At 31.4% G+C, this 15,119-nt stretch carries 10 protein-coding genes; all 10 read right to left on the bottom strand.

Features of this window, described 5'->3' with window-relative positions:
• Positions 1 to 108: 108 nt before the first annotated feature.
• Positions 109 to 1,077 carry a hypothetical protein gene (locus P3X86_RS13930; protein WP_483293310.1) on the bottom strand — a complete coding sequence of 323 codons (969 nt, stop codon included), beginning with the start codon at positions 1,075 to 1,077 and terminating at the stop codon, positions 109 to 111.
• A gap of 363 nt (positions 1,078 to 1,440) precedes the next feature.
• On the bottom strand, positions 1,441 to 2,409 hold the full coding sequence (locus tag P3X86_RS13925; protein ID WP_483293309.1) for a hypothetical protein: 969 nt from the start codon (positions 2,407 to 2,409) through the stop codon (positions 1,441 to 1,443).
• 1 nt (position 2,410) lies between these two features.
• Positions 2,411 to 3,970 carry an MBOAT family O-acyltransferase gene (locus P3X86_RS13920; protein WP_483293308.1) on the bottom strand — a complete coding sequence of 520 codons (1,560 nt, stop codon included), beginning with the start codon at positions 3,968 to 3,970 and terminating at the stop codon, positions 2,411 to 2,413.
• A gap of 2 nt (positions 3,971 to 3,972) precedes the next feature.
• Positions 3,973 to 4,200: an acyl carrier protein gene (locus P3X86_RS13915; RefSeq protein ID WP_483293307.1), complete on the bottom strand. Its 228-nt coding sequence runs from the start codon at positions 4,198 to 4,200 to the stop codon at positions 3,973 to 3,975.
• Positions 4,201 to 4,213: 13 nt separating this feature from the next.
• The gene (locus tag P3X86_RS13910) at positions 4,214 to 5,722 is read right to left on the bottom strand and encodes an AMP-binding protein (protein ID WP_483293306.1); all 1,509 of its coding nucleotides are present in this window, start codon (positions 5,720 to 5,722) and stop codon (positions 4,214 to 4,216) included.
• 1 nt (position 5,723) lies between these two features.
• On the bottom strand, positions 5,724 to 6,404 hold the full coding sequence (locus P3X86_RS13905) for a 4'-phosphopantetheinyl transferase family protein (protein WP_483293305.1): 681 nt from the start codon (positions 6,402 to 6,404) through the stop codon (positions 5,724 to 5,726).
• Between the two features lie 616 nt (positions 6,405 to 7,020).
• A complete protein-coding gene (gene pyk / locus P3X86_RS13900; RefSeq protein WP_483293304.1) occupies positions 7,021 to 8,766 on the bottom strand; it encodes a pyruvate kinase in 1,746 nt (581 codons plus the stop codon).
• Positions 8,767 to 8,776: 10 nt separating this feature from the next.
• The gene (pfkA, locus tag P3X86_RS13895) at positions 8,777 to 9,751 is read right to left on the bottom strand and encodes a 6-phosphofructokinase (protein WP_483293303.1); all 975 of its coding nucleotides are present in this window, start codon (positions 9,749 to 9,751) and stop codon (positions 8,777 to 8,779) included.
• A 289-nt stretch (positions 9,752 to 10,040) separates the two neighbouring features.
• A complete protein-coding gene (locus tag P3X86_RS13890) occupies positions 10,041 to 13,514 on the bottom strand; it encodes a DNA polymerase III subunit alpha (protein WP_483293302.1) in 3,474 nt (1,157 codons plus the stop codon).
• A 636-nt stretch (positions 13,515 to 14,150) separates the two neighbouring features.
• The gene (gene nudC, locus P3X86_RS13885) at positions 14,151 to 14,954 is read right to left on the bottom strand and encodes an NAD(+) diphosphatase (RefSeq protein WP_483293301.1); all 804 of its coding nucleotides are present in this window, start codon (positions 14,952 to 14,954) and stop codon (positions 14,151 to 14,153) included.
• Between the last annotated feature and the right edge of the window lie 165 nt (positions 14,955 to 15,119).

Here is a 15,119-nt window from a genome sequence, read left to right as displayed (position 1 = left end):
TAAAATATTACGGCTACTTTAAATAGAAATAGACTCTATGCTAATCCTATAAGCTTATCAATATATACCTATGGTTTTAGCAAAGAGTCTATTATACGTCTGTTCGCATCACAATTTAGTTCTAGTACCTTTGACCAATTGTTTCTTATAATGGTTTACAACTTCATGCCAATAATTAAGATTTTTATTATTTCTATTATCTTTTAGTAATGATTTATAGTTTTTAGCTAAATATTTTCCAACATACATTGTTGCTTTTTGAGCGCCGTAGACATTCATATGATTACCATCATCACGAAAATCTTTAGTCATATCAACTTTATACTGTTTGTTTGCTATATTTAAATCAATAAACGGGATTTTTTCTTTATCTGCAACTTTCTGTATGAAATTTGATTTAGAATAATCCCACGAATACGAACTTGGCAACTCTAAAAATACAATCTTTATATTATTTGTACGACATGCACTTATAAAATGATTTAACCTATCCATATTTACTTTTGGTATTGGAAGAGGTTTTGAATTTTTATCACCCATATAATCTATTGGCTTATTAACATATACTTCATTTGAAAATACAAAACCTTTTGATATATCGTATTTTTTAGCTCTTCTAGGAAATGTATAAAAGTCACGAACTTTTAACTCTTTCCACCTAGCATGGTAAACAAATGGAGCATAATAGAAATTTGTATTATCCATTGAATACTTGTTTTTTTCATATAAACAGTCGACTTCAAGGATTACCACCTTTGGTTTTTGATTTCTCAACAATCGTCTCATGATACGGTTTATTCCTTCAATGGTTTGCATTGCTCTTCCAGATGCATAAGATGTATAGCCAAATTTTTCGTACATCAATGCAGGAATAATACCAGCATATACGTCTGAGTTACCACATATCATCACATCTATAGTATTTTTAGGTTCTGCAATGAAACCCATTCCTCTAAACAAGTTCGCCCCACCAAAATCATCGATTGATTTTGGTGTAACTATTATACAAATGTATAAATAAATTATTACAGTGGCTAAAAAACAACTCACAACCACGAGTATTTTTTTTATTTTCATATTTAGAACCCTCCATAAATCGGATCAGGTGGCAAATATCGAGCTCATATGTGCCAAGTATAATAGAATATAGCAGAACAAATCCAGTATTTCTTTAAGTGTGAAGGCTCGTCATAGTGTTATTAACATCTATGTTTTTTATTCTCAAAACTACTCCCATGATCATGATAAAGAAAGAAATTTCAATATAACTATATTATATCAATTGATTTAATATTTATTTATTTTCAGAATATTTCATCTTATAATCGTTAGAAACAAACTCTATACCTATAGCCTATGAGTTTATCAAGACACCATTGCCTTTAGCTATGAGCTATTACGTAGCTATACCCATACATTCTACGGCATTACAATTTAGCATTACAATTTAGCTTTAAAATTTTTGCTCAATTGTTGATTATAATGTTTTACAACTTTATGCCAATAATTAAAATCTTTATTATTTCTATTATCTTTTAGTAATGATTTATAGTTTTTAGCTAAATATTTTCCAATATACATTGTCGCTTTTTGAGCACCATAGACATTCATATGATTACCATTATCACGAAAATCTTTTGTCAAATCTACTTTATAATGATTGCTTGCTATATTCAAATCAATGAATGGAATATTTTCTTTATTTGCAAACTGCTGTATAAAATTAGATTTACCATAATTCCACGACGTTACACTAGGCAATTCTAATAATACAACTTTTATATTATTTTGGTGACATGTTTTTATAAAATGACGTAACTTAATCATATTCTTTTTTGGTATAGGTTTAGGTTTCTCGTTCCTATTTCCCATATAATTTCTAGACTTATTTTTATATACTTCTTTTGAAAATACAAAGCCTTTTGTTATATCATATTTATCTGCTCTATGTGGAAATGTGAAAAAATCACGAGCTTTTAACTCTTTCCATCTAGTATGGTATACTATCGGATTAAGGAAGAAATTTGTAATATCTATAGAATTGATTTTTTCGTATAAACAGTCAACTTCAAGAACTATTACTTTTGGCTTTTGATTTCTCAACATTCGTCTCATAAGGCGGTTTATTCCTTTGATTGTTTGCAATGCTTTTCCAGATGTATAAGATGTATAGCCAAACTTCTCGTACATCAGTGCAGGAATAATACCAGCATATACATCTGAGTTACCGTATATCATTACATCAATAGTGTTTTTAGGCTCAGCGATAAATCCCATGCCTCCATAAAACATTGATCCTCCAGAGTCGTCAATCGATTTAGGTGCAACAATTATACATATATATGAGTAAATTATTATTGAGGCTAGAACACAACTCATCATCACAAATATTCTTTTTGAATTTTTCATATTAAAAACCTCCGTAAATCGGGTCAGGTGGCAAATATCCAAGCCCATAAGCACCAAATACAATTATTATACAAAACACAGCGAAACAAACCCAGTATTTCTTTAAGGATGAAAGCTCATTATAGCGTTTATTTACATCTATGTTCTTCATCTTTAATACTGCTCCCATAATCATAATAAGGAAAGAAACTAAAAGCAATATCAAGTCTTTAGTATCTATAGCAATAAGAAATTTCATAGATGCTTTACTTGTATCAAACACAGAATAGAGCATTTCCTTAAATACACTTAGATTTTCAGCTCTGAACATAAGCATACCTATTCCAACAAATATAAGTGTTTTTAAAATCTTTAAAACTGTTAAAACTTTATTTTTTGAATCTATTTTATACTTTTCAAGCACCTTTAAAGCTAACGGTGAAAGAATATTATAAATCACCATCAGTACAAAATAATATAGACCATAAGCAATATATTTAAAACTTGCTCCATGCCAAAGTCCTGTCAAAAACCATACTACAAATAAAGCTACTGTAATTATTATAAAATCTGCATAAACAGGTTTCATTTTTTTGTTTAATTTAAACATTGTTTTTGAAGTAGATATAGGATAAAATACATAATCCCTAAACCATGCACCTAGAGATATGTGCCATCTTCTCCAAAACTCTGCCACATTTTGAGCTATAAAAGGCATATCAAAGTTTTTAGCAAATTCTATACCAAAGATTTTAGCTATACCTGATGCCATGTCAATATACCCTGAGAACTCAGCATAAAGCTGAACAGTAAATGCTAAAGTTGCTATAATTACAGTAAATCCCGAGTGACTTTTGTAATCTTTAAACACAGCGTCTGATATTATGGCTGCACGGTTTGCTACCATAAAAATTTTGAAAAATCCCCACATCAAACGTGCTATACCATTGTACAAATTTTTTGATGTTATTTGCTCACCGCTTGACATTGCAGGCATAAGTTTATCATATCGACCAAACGGTCCTTCATGTAGTTGTGTAAAAAAACTTATAAATAGAGCTATTTTCAAAATATTCTTCTCAGCAGGGTATTTACCCCTACAAACATCTATAACATAACTAAGTGCTTGTAATGTATAGTATGATATCCCCAGTGGTAAAACAATCTTGATAACAGGAGTCGCTATATCTTTACCGAGTTTACCTATAAGACCTGTCCCTGCAGCAGCAAAGAAATTAAAGTATTTGAGTACTAATAGAATACCAATGTTTATAATAGCATATATAATAAGCACTCGACGTTTTTTTGCTTTAATTTTTGCTTTCAATTTTTTTCGCTCTGCTTTTTCTAACCCAGAAGTATCATATTTGAGTGGGATTTTATCCATTATAACAGTAGCAAAATATGATGTAACAATTGTAGTAATTAAATAAATTATTGCAGTTCCGCAGAAATACCCATAAAAAACAATACTCAATACAAGTAGCGCAATATAGCGCTGCTTGCGAGGGCAAACAGCGTATATTATACTAGATATAATTGCAAATAAACCAAAGAATATCAGTATACTATAATGACTCACGATTATTCCTCTTCTAGTTTTGTTACTAAACTATAAATGCTCGCTGCTGAATTAAAGTTTTCGGGTATAAGATGTAGCGGAGTAATCTCAATATCAAATTCATCATTTAAACGTGCTACAAGACGAATTATATTTGCAGAAGTAAGAACTTTACCATCCACAAGATTTGTGGCATTTTTAAAATCTTCTCCCGGTATTAACTGTGAAAGTATTTCATATATTTTTTCCATTTTTTATGTCTCCTTATCTATTTGTAATTATTTTTTGTATTTTCTTTCTATCTATTTTTCCGTTTGCATTCTTTGGAAAAATATCTATTGCAAAGTATTTATCTGGACGCATATAATGCGGTAATCTATTATCTGCTGTTTCACGTAATATTCCTTGAACTTCCTCATGTCCCTCATAAACTAAGATTAGTTCATCTTTACTACTGTCATATATACAAACTGTAATACCTATATTATCAACTAAACCAAATACTGCTTCTATTTCACCTAACTCTATACGATAACCCATATGCTTGATTTGAAAATCTTTTCGTCCACAATATTCAAATTCACCGTATTTATTTTTTCTAACAAGGTCACCAGTTTTATAAACTGTTTCTGGGTATTCCGATTGTAGAGGATTTTGCACAAATACTTCTTTTGTTTTTTCGTTGTTATTATAATATCCACTTGCAACAAAAGGTCCAGAAACAAACAATTCTCCTATCATTTCATCTGCCACCTGCTGATTATTTTCATCAAGATGAATCAGCCTACAGTTTTTACATGCATTACCTATAGGCAATGTTTCTGTTTCCTTGAACTGACGATCAACAATATAGTAAGCGCATATATCAGTTGTTTCTGTAGGTCCAAATAAATTAGCATACAATGCATCTTGGAAATATTCCTTCCAGTAATTTAGATATTTAACAGGCATCACTTCACCTGCAAATAGAATCTTCTTTATATATTTAAGCTTAGCATATTTAAAAAGGTCCATTTTTGAAGCAATTCCTAATGCTGAAGGTACCCAATAAATTGTATTAACTTCCTTCTCATTCATAAACTCCACAAGCTTTATAGGGAATGTAAAATATTCCTTTGGAATCATCTGATAAGCAGCCCCTGTCCAAAATGAAGCATACATATCAGAAACTGACATACTAAAATATAGTGGTGTCTGTGATCCAAATACTGTTTGTGAAGTTATATCAAAACAAGAAGTAAACCAGTCAATATAACTAATTACATTTTGATGCGATAACAATGCTCCTTTTGGAAAACCAGTTGAACCAGATGTAAAAATTGAGTAAGCAGGATCTGTACTAAGCATCTGTCTTCTGATTTCGCCTAGAAGTACCTCATCAACAGTGTCTAAACCATTTATATTTATTTTTAAACTATCACTGTAAATGGAATCTACTGCATCTTTAAGCTCTGTTTCATAAACTATAGCTACTGGTGACAGTGTATCTATTATTTTTTGAAGTCTTTCTTTCGGTGAATCACTGTCTAAAACTACGTAAAAATTACCACTATATAAAACACCAAGCATTGCTGACGGAACGTTTATGCCACGTTTCATTAGAATAGCAACTGGCTTTCTTAAAAAACTTAGCCCGGCAATTGCTGTTCCTATTGACTTAGCTTTTCCCATCAAACAAGAGTAGGTAAACATATCTACTTTGTCACCAACTGCTGTATTTAATGGGTGTTTTTCTACTGTACTTTCAAAATAATCAAGTATTGTTTTTTTCATTTTATAATCCTGCCTCTATTGGTTTTATTTGTAAATCTGGAAACGCATCATTTTGTGCACTACATATTGAAATAACAAATTCTTTGTACAAGTAGCTATTTATAAAAAGCTGTCCAACTTTGCTATTGTGTGAAAAAAGAGGATGTAAACTATTTCTAAAACATATTTCTTCACTAGGAGTTACATCAAATGACTTTAGTGGGTATTTAAGCCCTGCGCCAATACATTTGATATAGCTTTCCTTACGAGTCCAAAGTAATGAAAAGGCTAAATCTGAATTACCGCAATCCATTATATATTTAGACTCCTTATCTGTAAAGAAATACTTCAAAATTTGCTTATCTATTTCTTGGATTTTTTCACAATCCACACCTATTAAATTATCAATATCCATCCCCAATACCAAATGTTGGTTTGAATACGACCTACTAATTGATATTTTTGGATAGTTACGAATATATGGTTTTTCTCCCACTTTACCATTAAATAAAGAATAGGGAATATCAAAAGTCTGTGAAACAAGTTTTGAAGCAGTTATCTCAGCTGATAGAAATCTATTTTTTTTGTATTCATCAGAAAAAAGCTCTGCTCGCTCTAGTCTTTCTTTTGAAATTAAAACGGAAATATGTTTTTCATTTTCCATCTTCCACATAGGGATTTCCGTTAATATAAGTTTCTTCAATATCTCACAGCTCCTTGTTTTATTATTCTTTTAAAGTATATCAAGCAATGCTTAACATAACATTAATAATATATTAAATTTTTGTAATATTTTCACGAAAAAATATTCGCATGTTATAAAATAGAAAAATCATTTTTAAAGCAAGTATTATGCTGTATGATCCATTGATATGCTATTTTAGCTTTTCTCAAAATACTATCATATCAAAAATGACATTGATTGACAAGTTCTTTGATAAATTATATTTTTTCTATGAATTCTTTTATATAACTGCTTATCTTTCGTTTTTGTAATATTTATTATTTTAAAATATTTTGTATTTTATTTGTCTTTGCAATCATTAATTTTTTACTTTTACAACAAATATAGTTATTAATTCATCAAAAAAAAGACATCAAATGATGTCCTCAGACTGTAGACAAAAGCCCAATTTCTGCGTTGTTGTTAAAATTTCCGTTGCTCACTTACTTCTAAGTAAGCTCTGCTACTCAATTTTAACACGCCTTGAAATTGAACTCTTACTACAGTCTGCTATTTAGATGACTTTGTCATCAACCTAAGGACATCAAATGATGTCATTATTAGTTCTTCTTATATTAATACAGTCTAACTTACTTTACAATATTTTAGCTTCGCCTTTAAATACAACTCCTATACTTCCATCAACTGTTATTATATCCCCGTCATTAAGTTTGGACAATGCATTTTCTGCACCAACTACAACTGGTATACCTAGATGTAATCCTACTACCGCTGCATGTGACGTGAGTCCACCTTTCACTGTTATCACTGCTGATGCTTTTTCCATGTACTTTACCATATCTTTATCTGTTGCTACACAAACTATTATGTCACCTTCTTTAAACTTAGTCTGTGCATCGCTTACCTCATCAATTTTGCACACTCTACCTATTGCTGATTTTTTACCTATACCTGTACCTTTGAACATAATCTCTCCAACTGTATGAATCTTGATTAAGTTCGTACTACCAGATACTCCTACTGGTACTCCAGCTGTGATTATAACCAAATCTCCATTTTTTATGAAATCTTTACTTACTGCTGTTGATACTGAATTATCTATTATTTCATCTGTAGAGTTGCTTTCTTCTATTAGTATAGATTCAACTCCCCATACCATACAGAGCTTTCTTCTTACTTTATCACTGCTTGTTGCTGCAATAATCGGTGAAGATGGTCTGAATTTTGAGACTGCTCTAGCCGTATATCCTGATGAAGTCGCTGTTATTATTGCTGCTGCTCCTAAATCCAATGCCGTTGTACAGGTCGCATGACTTACTGCATTTGTTATGCTACTATCTGCCTTCATACTCAATATTTTTTGGTAATCAAGTGTAGGCTCTGTCTTTCTAGCAATATTAGCCATAGTTTCTACTGCCTGTAGAGGGTATTTACCTGCTGCTGTCTCTCCTGAAAGCATTATTGCATCTGTGCCATCTATAATAGCATTAGCAACATCTGTTACCTCTGCTCTTGTTGGTCTAGGATTTCTAATCATTGAATCAAGCATTTGCGTTGCTGTTATTACTGGCTTACCTGCTTTATTACATTTTTTGATTATCATTTTTTGTACTAGAGGAACATCTTCTGCTGGTATTTCAACTCCCAAATCGCCTCTTGCTACCATTATACCATCTGACACTTCAATGATTTCATCTATATTGTTTACACCTTCTTGGTTTTCTATTTTTGATATAATCATGATGTCTTCTGCATTGTTTGCCTCTAATATTTCTCTTATTTCTAATACATCAGATGTTTTTCTTATAAATGATGCGGCTATAAAATCTATATTGTTTCTTATACCAAATTCTAAGTCACTTACATCTTTCTTTGTTATTGCTGGTAGATTTATTTTTACTCCCGGTACATTCACGCCTTTTTTGTTCTTTATAACTCCAGCATTCTTAACTGTACATAATATATCAGTTCCATCTATAGATTTAACTTCTAATCCTACTAATCCGTCATCTATCAATATGCTATCTCCTGGTTTTACATCATTAGGCAGTCCCTCATATGTGACTGAGCATATCTCATCATTTCCTAAAATATCTCTTGTAGTTATCGTATAACTTTGTCCGTCCTTTAATTCTACACTTGAGTTTTCAAAATCTCTTGTTCTTATCTCCGGACCCTTTGTATCAAGCATTATAGCTATAGGCTTGCCCTTCTCTTCTCTAACCTTTTTTACCATATCTATTCTAGTTTTATGCTCCTCGTGACTACCATGAGAAAAGTTCAGTCTCGCTACATTTAATCCTTTGTCTATCATACCTTTTATTGTATCTTCACTATTTGAAGCTGGCCCTAATGTACATACTATTTTAGTTTTTTTCATATCATCACTCCTATATTGAAAGTATTTTAGCAAGTTCGTACATTTCACTATCAAATTTCTTCTCTTTTTGTAAAGCTTCTTCTATCTCTATCGCAAAAAGTTCATTTCCTTTTATACCGATAACTTTACCTGTTTCATTATTTGCTAATAGTTCAACTGCTTTTGCACCCATTCTACTAGCTAGTATTCTGTCATCCGCAGTCGGACTACCACCTCTTTGAAGATGCCCTAATACTGTTACTCTTGTGTCTATTCCAGTTTTATCTTGTATTTCTTTTCCTACTTCAAATGCATTTTGAGGATTTTCTGCTACTATTCCTTCTGCTAAAACTATTATACTATGCAATTTCCCTCTGTTTTTCCCTTGTATTAACTTCTTACAAACATCATCTATACAAAAACCCACTTCTGGGATTATAATACTCTCTGCTCCACCAGCTAATCCAGCATATAGTGCAATATCTCCGCAATTTCTACCCATTACCTCTATAATATTTGCTCTACCATGGGAAGTTGATGTATCTCTGATTTTACTTATAGCATCAAGGACAGTATTTACAGCTGTATCAAAACCTATAGTAAAATCTGTATATGCTAGGTCATTATCGATTGTTCCAGGCAATCCTATTGTCGCTATTCCTTCTTCACTAAGCTTCTTTGCACCATTAAACGAACCATCTCCACCTATTACAACTAATCCTTCTATACCAAATACTCTTAATACATTTATAGCTTTCTTTCTACCTTCTTCCGTTTTAAATTCTTCACATCTTGCGCTTTTTAATATTGTCCCACCTCTATGAATTATATCTCCAACAGAAGACAGTGTCATTTCTGTTATATCTCCTGATATTAATCCTTGGTATCCTTTGTTAATACCCATAACTTTCATGCCTCTAAATATAGCAGATCTGACTACAGCTCTTATGGCTGCATTCATTCCTGGCGAATCTCCTCCACTCGTTAAAACTCCTATTTTGTTCATTTTTAATGACCTCCTTACATTTTGCCCCTCATGGACACAACTTGTCCCACATCATTTAAAAAACTAAAGCAGTATTTACATTTAAGCACCTAAAATACTTTAAATCTAATAATTCAGAAGTATCTACTCATAATCTATATATAATATCGGTTTTTAACTCCTGTTTATTAACACTGCTTGTGTTTAATCTTAGTATGGCATTATTTAATTAATATTACCCATAATTATTTTAATTATAGCACATTTTTTAATCATTTAATAATTTTTTGTTAATAAGTTTTATTTCCAATTATTTAATCTTTATATTTTCCTCACCCAATAAGCCATTTAATTTATTTATGCAATTAACATCATCTATATCAATCCAGTATTGATTTTGTGCTTTTACTGTTTTTTTATCTTTTTCTATATACACAAATACTGGTGTACTCCCGTTGTGCTCTAATAGTATCTTTTTTATGTCATTAAATATACTGATATCTATATTTTTTGCTATTCTAATATATAGCTTCTCTTTTTTACTAGCTACTAATGGCTTAATCTTATCTACTATGATTTTAGGATCATCTGATTCATTTATATTTAGTCTACCTTTCATTATTATGATGTTGTCTTCTTTTAGCAAGTTTTCATATTTACCATATATCTTTGGAAAGACTATTGTTTCTATAGAACCAAACAAATCCTCTAGTGTAATAAATGCCATCATTTTGTTGTTCTTTGTTATCATTTCCTTTTTATGAGTTATTAACCCACCAATAGTTATCATGCTACCATCGCCAAGTATACTGTTTTCTCCATTTGCTATGTGTTCATTAGCCTCGTTTATCTCACTTGTATCTGTGCTAGTCATATCTTTAAGCAAATCTTCTATTTCTGATAATGGATGTCCACTTAAATAAACTCCTGTCATTTCTTTTTCCATTGACAACATTAGTTTTGTCTCAAATTCTTTTATATTTGGTAGGTTATCATCGTTCATCTTCTTTGATGTTTCTACTAGTTGGTCAAAAATCGAAAACTGTCCTTTTATATTCTTTTTTCTATCGTTGTTTATATGCGAAAGTATTCTTTCGTGTATAGCTAAATATTGTGACCTATTGCCCTGTAATGAATCCATAGCACCACATTTTATCAAGCTTTCTATCATTCTTTTGTTTAGTGAACTGTCTTCTACCCTTGAGCATAAATCTGTTAAGCTTTCAAATTTACCGTTCGCTTTTCTTTCTCTTACTATAGCTTCTATCGCAGAATGTCCAACATTTTTAATTGCAGCTAAACCAAATCTTATCTTTCCATCTGATACTGTAAACGAAGCAAAGCTTTCATTTATATCTGGCTTTAGTATCTCTATACCGAGTCTCTTACACTCATGTATATAAAGTGATACTGTGCTAGAGCTACCCATGATACTTGTCAACAATGCAGCCATATATTCCACTGGATAGTAATACTTCAGCCAAGCTGTCTGATATGCTAGTAGTGCATAAGCTGCTGAATGTGATTTGTTGAATGCATACTTACCAAAATCAATCATCAAATCATATATCTTATCTGCTGTCTTTTCATCTACTCCGTTTCTTACTGCTCCTGATATTTCTATATTTCCTTCATCGTCTTTTTTACCGTAAATAAAGTGTTTTCGCTCTTGCTCCATAACTTTCATTTTCTTTTTACCCATAGCTCTTCTAACTAAGTCCGATCTACCCATTGAAAAGCCACCTATATCTCTAACTATCTGCATTACTTGCTCCTGATACACCATACAACCGTACGTTACTCCTAATATATCTTTAAGTTTTGGATGCAAATACTTTATATCTTCTGGATTGTTTTTGTTAGCTATATATGTTGGTATTTGGCTCATTGGCCCAGGTCTGTATAGTGAGTTTGCTGATATGATGTTCTCAAAACGATCTGGTTTTAACTCTTTTAAAAAGTGTCTCATACCTGCACTCTCAAACTGGAACACGCCTAATGTATCACCTTTTGCAAATATCTTGTATACACTCTTGTCCTCATAATCATGATCTTGAAAACTAATCTTCTTGTTATAGTTTTCCTCTATCAATTCTATAGCATCTCTTATTACTGTCAAGTTCCTAAGTCCTAAGAAATCCATTTTAAGCAGTCCAAGTTCTTCTAACTCTGTCATAGTAAACTGCGTTGTTATACTGTCACCATTTCTACTAAGTGGGACATATTCGTCAACAGGCATTTTTGATATTACTACCCCTGCTGCATGTGTAGATGTATGTCTTGGTAGACCTTCTACTGCTTTTGCTATATCTACTAGTTCTTTTACTCTTGCCTCGCTATCATATACTTCCTTAAACTTAATACTCTTTTCGTACGCTTTTGATATAGTAATACCTAACTCCATTGGTATAAGCTTGGCTACATAGTCAACTTCACCATAGCTCATATCTAATGCTCTACCAACATCTCTTATAGCCCCTCTTGCTGCCATTGTACCAAATGTAGCTATCTGAGCTACTCTATCATCACCATACTTCCTTATAACATATTCTATTACTTCTTCTCTTCTTTCATAGCAAAAATCAATATCTATATCTGGCATTGATACTCTCTCTGGGTTTAAGAAACGCTCAAATATTAGGTTGTAGCTTATTGGATCTATACCCGTAATTCCTAGAACATATGCAACCACACTACCTGCCGCTGAGCCTCTACCCGGTCCAACCATTATATCGTTATCTTTTGCATATTTTATAAAGTCCCAAACTATTAGAAAGTAATCTACATATCCCATATTCTCTATTGTAGTAAGTTCGTATTCTAATCTATCTATTAATTCCTGTGTAATAGTCTTATAGTTATGCTCTAAACCTTTATAGCATAACTCTCTAAAATACTCTTTGTTTGTATAGCCCTCTGGTATTTCATACTGTGGCAAATGCAAAGTATCAAAATCAAATTCTACATTACATCTATCTGCTATTTTCTTTGTATTGCTATACGCCTCTTCTAGTTTTGGAAACAGTAGTCTCATTTCTTCTTCAGATTTTAGATAGAACTCTTCGGTTGGGAATTTCATTCTCCCCTCTTCATTTACTGTCTTTCCTGTCTGGATACAAAGGAGTACATCATGCACTTTTGCGTCTGATTTTTCTACATAATGAACATCATTTGTTACTACTAATGGTATCCCTGTCTCTTCGCTCAATTTTATTAACTGTTCATTAACTTTCTCTTGCTCATCTATTCCGTGATCTTGCAATTCTAGATAATAATATCCTTCACCAAAAAAATCTCTGTATTTTATAGCTATTTCTTTTGCTTTTTTATAGTCATCATTGTTTAAATATTGCTGCACTTCTCCTGCTAAACAAGCACTAAGTACTATTATCCCTTCTTTGTGCTTCTCAAGCACACTAAAATCTATTCTAGGTTTATAATAAAATCCGTTTTTAAAACCCTCAGATACTATTTTTATAAGATTTGTATATCCCTCATTGTTTTCAGCTAATAACACTAAGTGATACTGCCTTTTATCTTTAATAGGATCTTTATCTGTATATTTTCTTCTAGCTACATAAACCTCACATCCAATTACAGGCTTTATCCCTTTTTTCTTAGCTATTTTATAGAAGTTAACTACTCCAAACATTACTCCATGATCTGTTATAGCTATACTATCCATTCCAAGCTCTTTAGTCTTATCTATTAGCTTGTCTATTCTTGCAGCACCATCTAGTAAGCTATATTCTGTATGTACATGAAGATGTGTAAAATTAGACATATTTTTATTTCCTCTCTAACTCACTTATTTAATCTTAGTTTAATTATATGTGATTAGTGCTCTTTTATCAATGGATACTATCTTCTATTTTTTTCTATGGTGCGTAGTTTGGTTATACAAAATAAATAGCCATACTTTTGCTATAGCTCAGGTATATCTCTGTGAGTCTTGTGGTTACTCGTTACTTTATTGGTTCAGGATTTCAATTGTTCTCGTCGCCCTGCGTAAGCTGTGATTTTTCTACCCAATAAATGTTAAATCATAGCTTCCAATGTCACGGTGAACAAGTCCTCTAAAGTCGCTTCTCTAGAAAAACGGATATGCTTCTTTGTTAGTTTTTGGTATTATTGTTGCAATACCTTAGGGTCGTCTTTTATACCCAATATAACTATTGTACAAAATTACAACCAATAAAATAACTAGGGAAATCAAAAGATATTACTTGTAGGTAAATTTGAGGAGCTGTTTCTCAGGTGCTTCTACTTAAATATTAGAAACAGCTTCTCTACTGCACCGCAAAGTTTATCTTTGATTTCCCTTTCACCAATGAATCACTAATGACAATGAGTTTTTCTTACACACTCCAACGCCTTACCCTAAGAAAATTAACCAACTAAACATATGAATAAATTTACATTATTCTTTTTTTATCTTAATAATGTACTCTATTATCTTTCTTGCAAAACTCAACTTATATGCAGGTATATCTGGTAAATCATCTAATGAATACCAATTAGCATCTTCTATTTCATCATTGTCTATTGTTATTTCTCCAGATGAATACTCAGCTATAAATCCAAACATAAGTGAATTAGAAAAAGGCCATGGATGACTCCCTATGTATTTAATATTCTTTATTTCAATTCCAACTTCTTCTTTCACTTCTCTCTCAACACTCGTCTCTATATACTCTCCTGCTTCAACAAAACCAGATATAAGACTATACATATTAGGTGTAAAGTGACTTGATCGTGCTAATAAGATTTTATCTTCTTTTAAAACAGCAACTATTATACAGGGATTTATAAATGAATACATAACATTTCCACAATTTGAACATTCTATACAAGTTTTTTTAGGCTCTATCTTTACTTTTTCACCACAACAAAAACAATATTTAGTTTTATTTAACCAATTTATAAAATGCAAAGCACGTAAAGTAAGAAAATATACATCTTCATCAACATCTCCATATATTTCTTCCAATCCTTTTAAAAAATGTCCTTGAATCTTATCTTTGGTAAGTATATGTGCAGCATAGTAATCAATACCATCTACTTTCCCTATATATATCATTTCATTTCCAATTCCATATTTTTCAGCTTCGCTAGTTGTTAGAAATTCAAGACAGTTTTCGTGTTCTTTTAAAAGAATATTACGTTTATTAAATAAAAAACAACATGAATTTGTTTTACATTTATTGATATTCGTATCATTCATTTAAGTATCCTCCATCTGTTCTATAAATTAAGTGAGTAAACATCTACAATATCTCCTTATAATTTTGTGTAAGGAACTTAATTGTAACAAAGATATTAGATAGATGTTTATTTTTTATCCGTTTGTTAATTTAAAACTTCATAATATTTCTACATACTGTTAATT

Source organism: Abyssisolibacter sp. ZYX002 (assembly GCF_056892235.1).
This window is presented reverse-complemented; position numbering and strand designations above follow the sequence as displayed.

Excerpts from the sequence above, each read along its gene's own strand:
- nudC (WP_483293301.1), bottom strand. The coding sequence starts at position 14,954 with ATGAATGATACGAATATCAATAAATGTAAAACAAATTCATGTTGTTTT.
- pyk (WP_483293304.1), bottom strand. The coding sequence starts at position 8,766 with ATGAAAAAAACTAAAATAGTATGTACATTAGGGCCAGCTTCAAATAGT.
- pfkA (WP_483293303.1), bottom strand. The coding sequence starts at position 9,751 with ATGAACAAAATAGGAGTTTTAACGAGTGGAGGAGATTCGCCAGGAATG.
- P3X86_RS13910 (WP_483293306.1), bottom strand. The coding sequence starts at position 5,722 with ATGAAAAAAACAATACTTGATTATTTTGAAAGTACAGTAGAAAAACAC.
- P3X86_RS13930 (WP_483293310.1), bottom strand. The coding sequence starts at position 1,077 with ATGAAAATAAAAAAAATACTCGTGGTTGTGAGTTGTTTTTTAGCCACT.
- P3X86_RS13925 (WP_483293309.1), bottom strand. The coding sequence starts at position 2,409 with ATGAAAAATTCAAAAAGAATATTTGTGATGATGAGTTGTGTTCTAGCC.
- P3X86_RS13915 (WP_483293307.1), bottom strand. The coding sequence starts at position 4,200 with ATGGAAAAAATATATGAAATACTTTCACAGTTAATACCGGGAGAAGAT.
- P3X86_RS13890 (WP_483293302.1), bottom strand. The coding sequence starts at position 13,514 with ATGTCTAATTTTACACATCTTCATGTACATACAGAATATAGCTTACTA.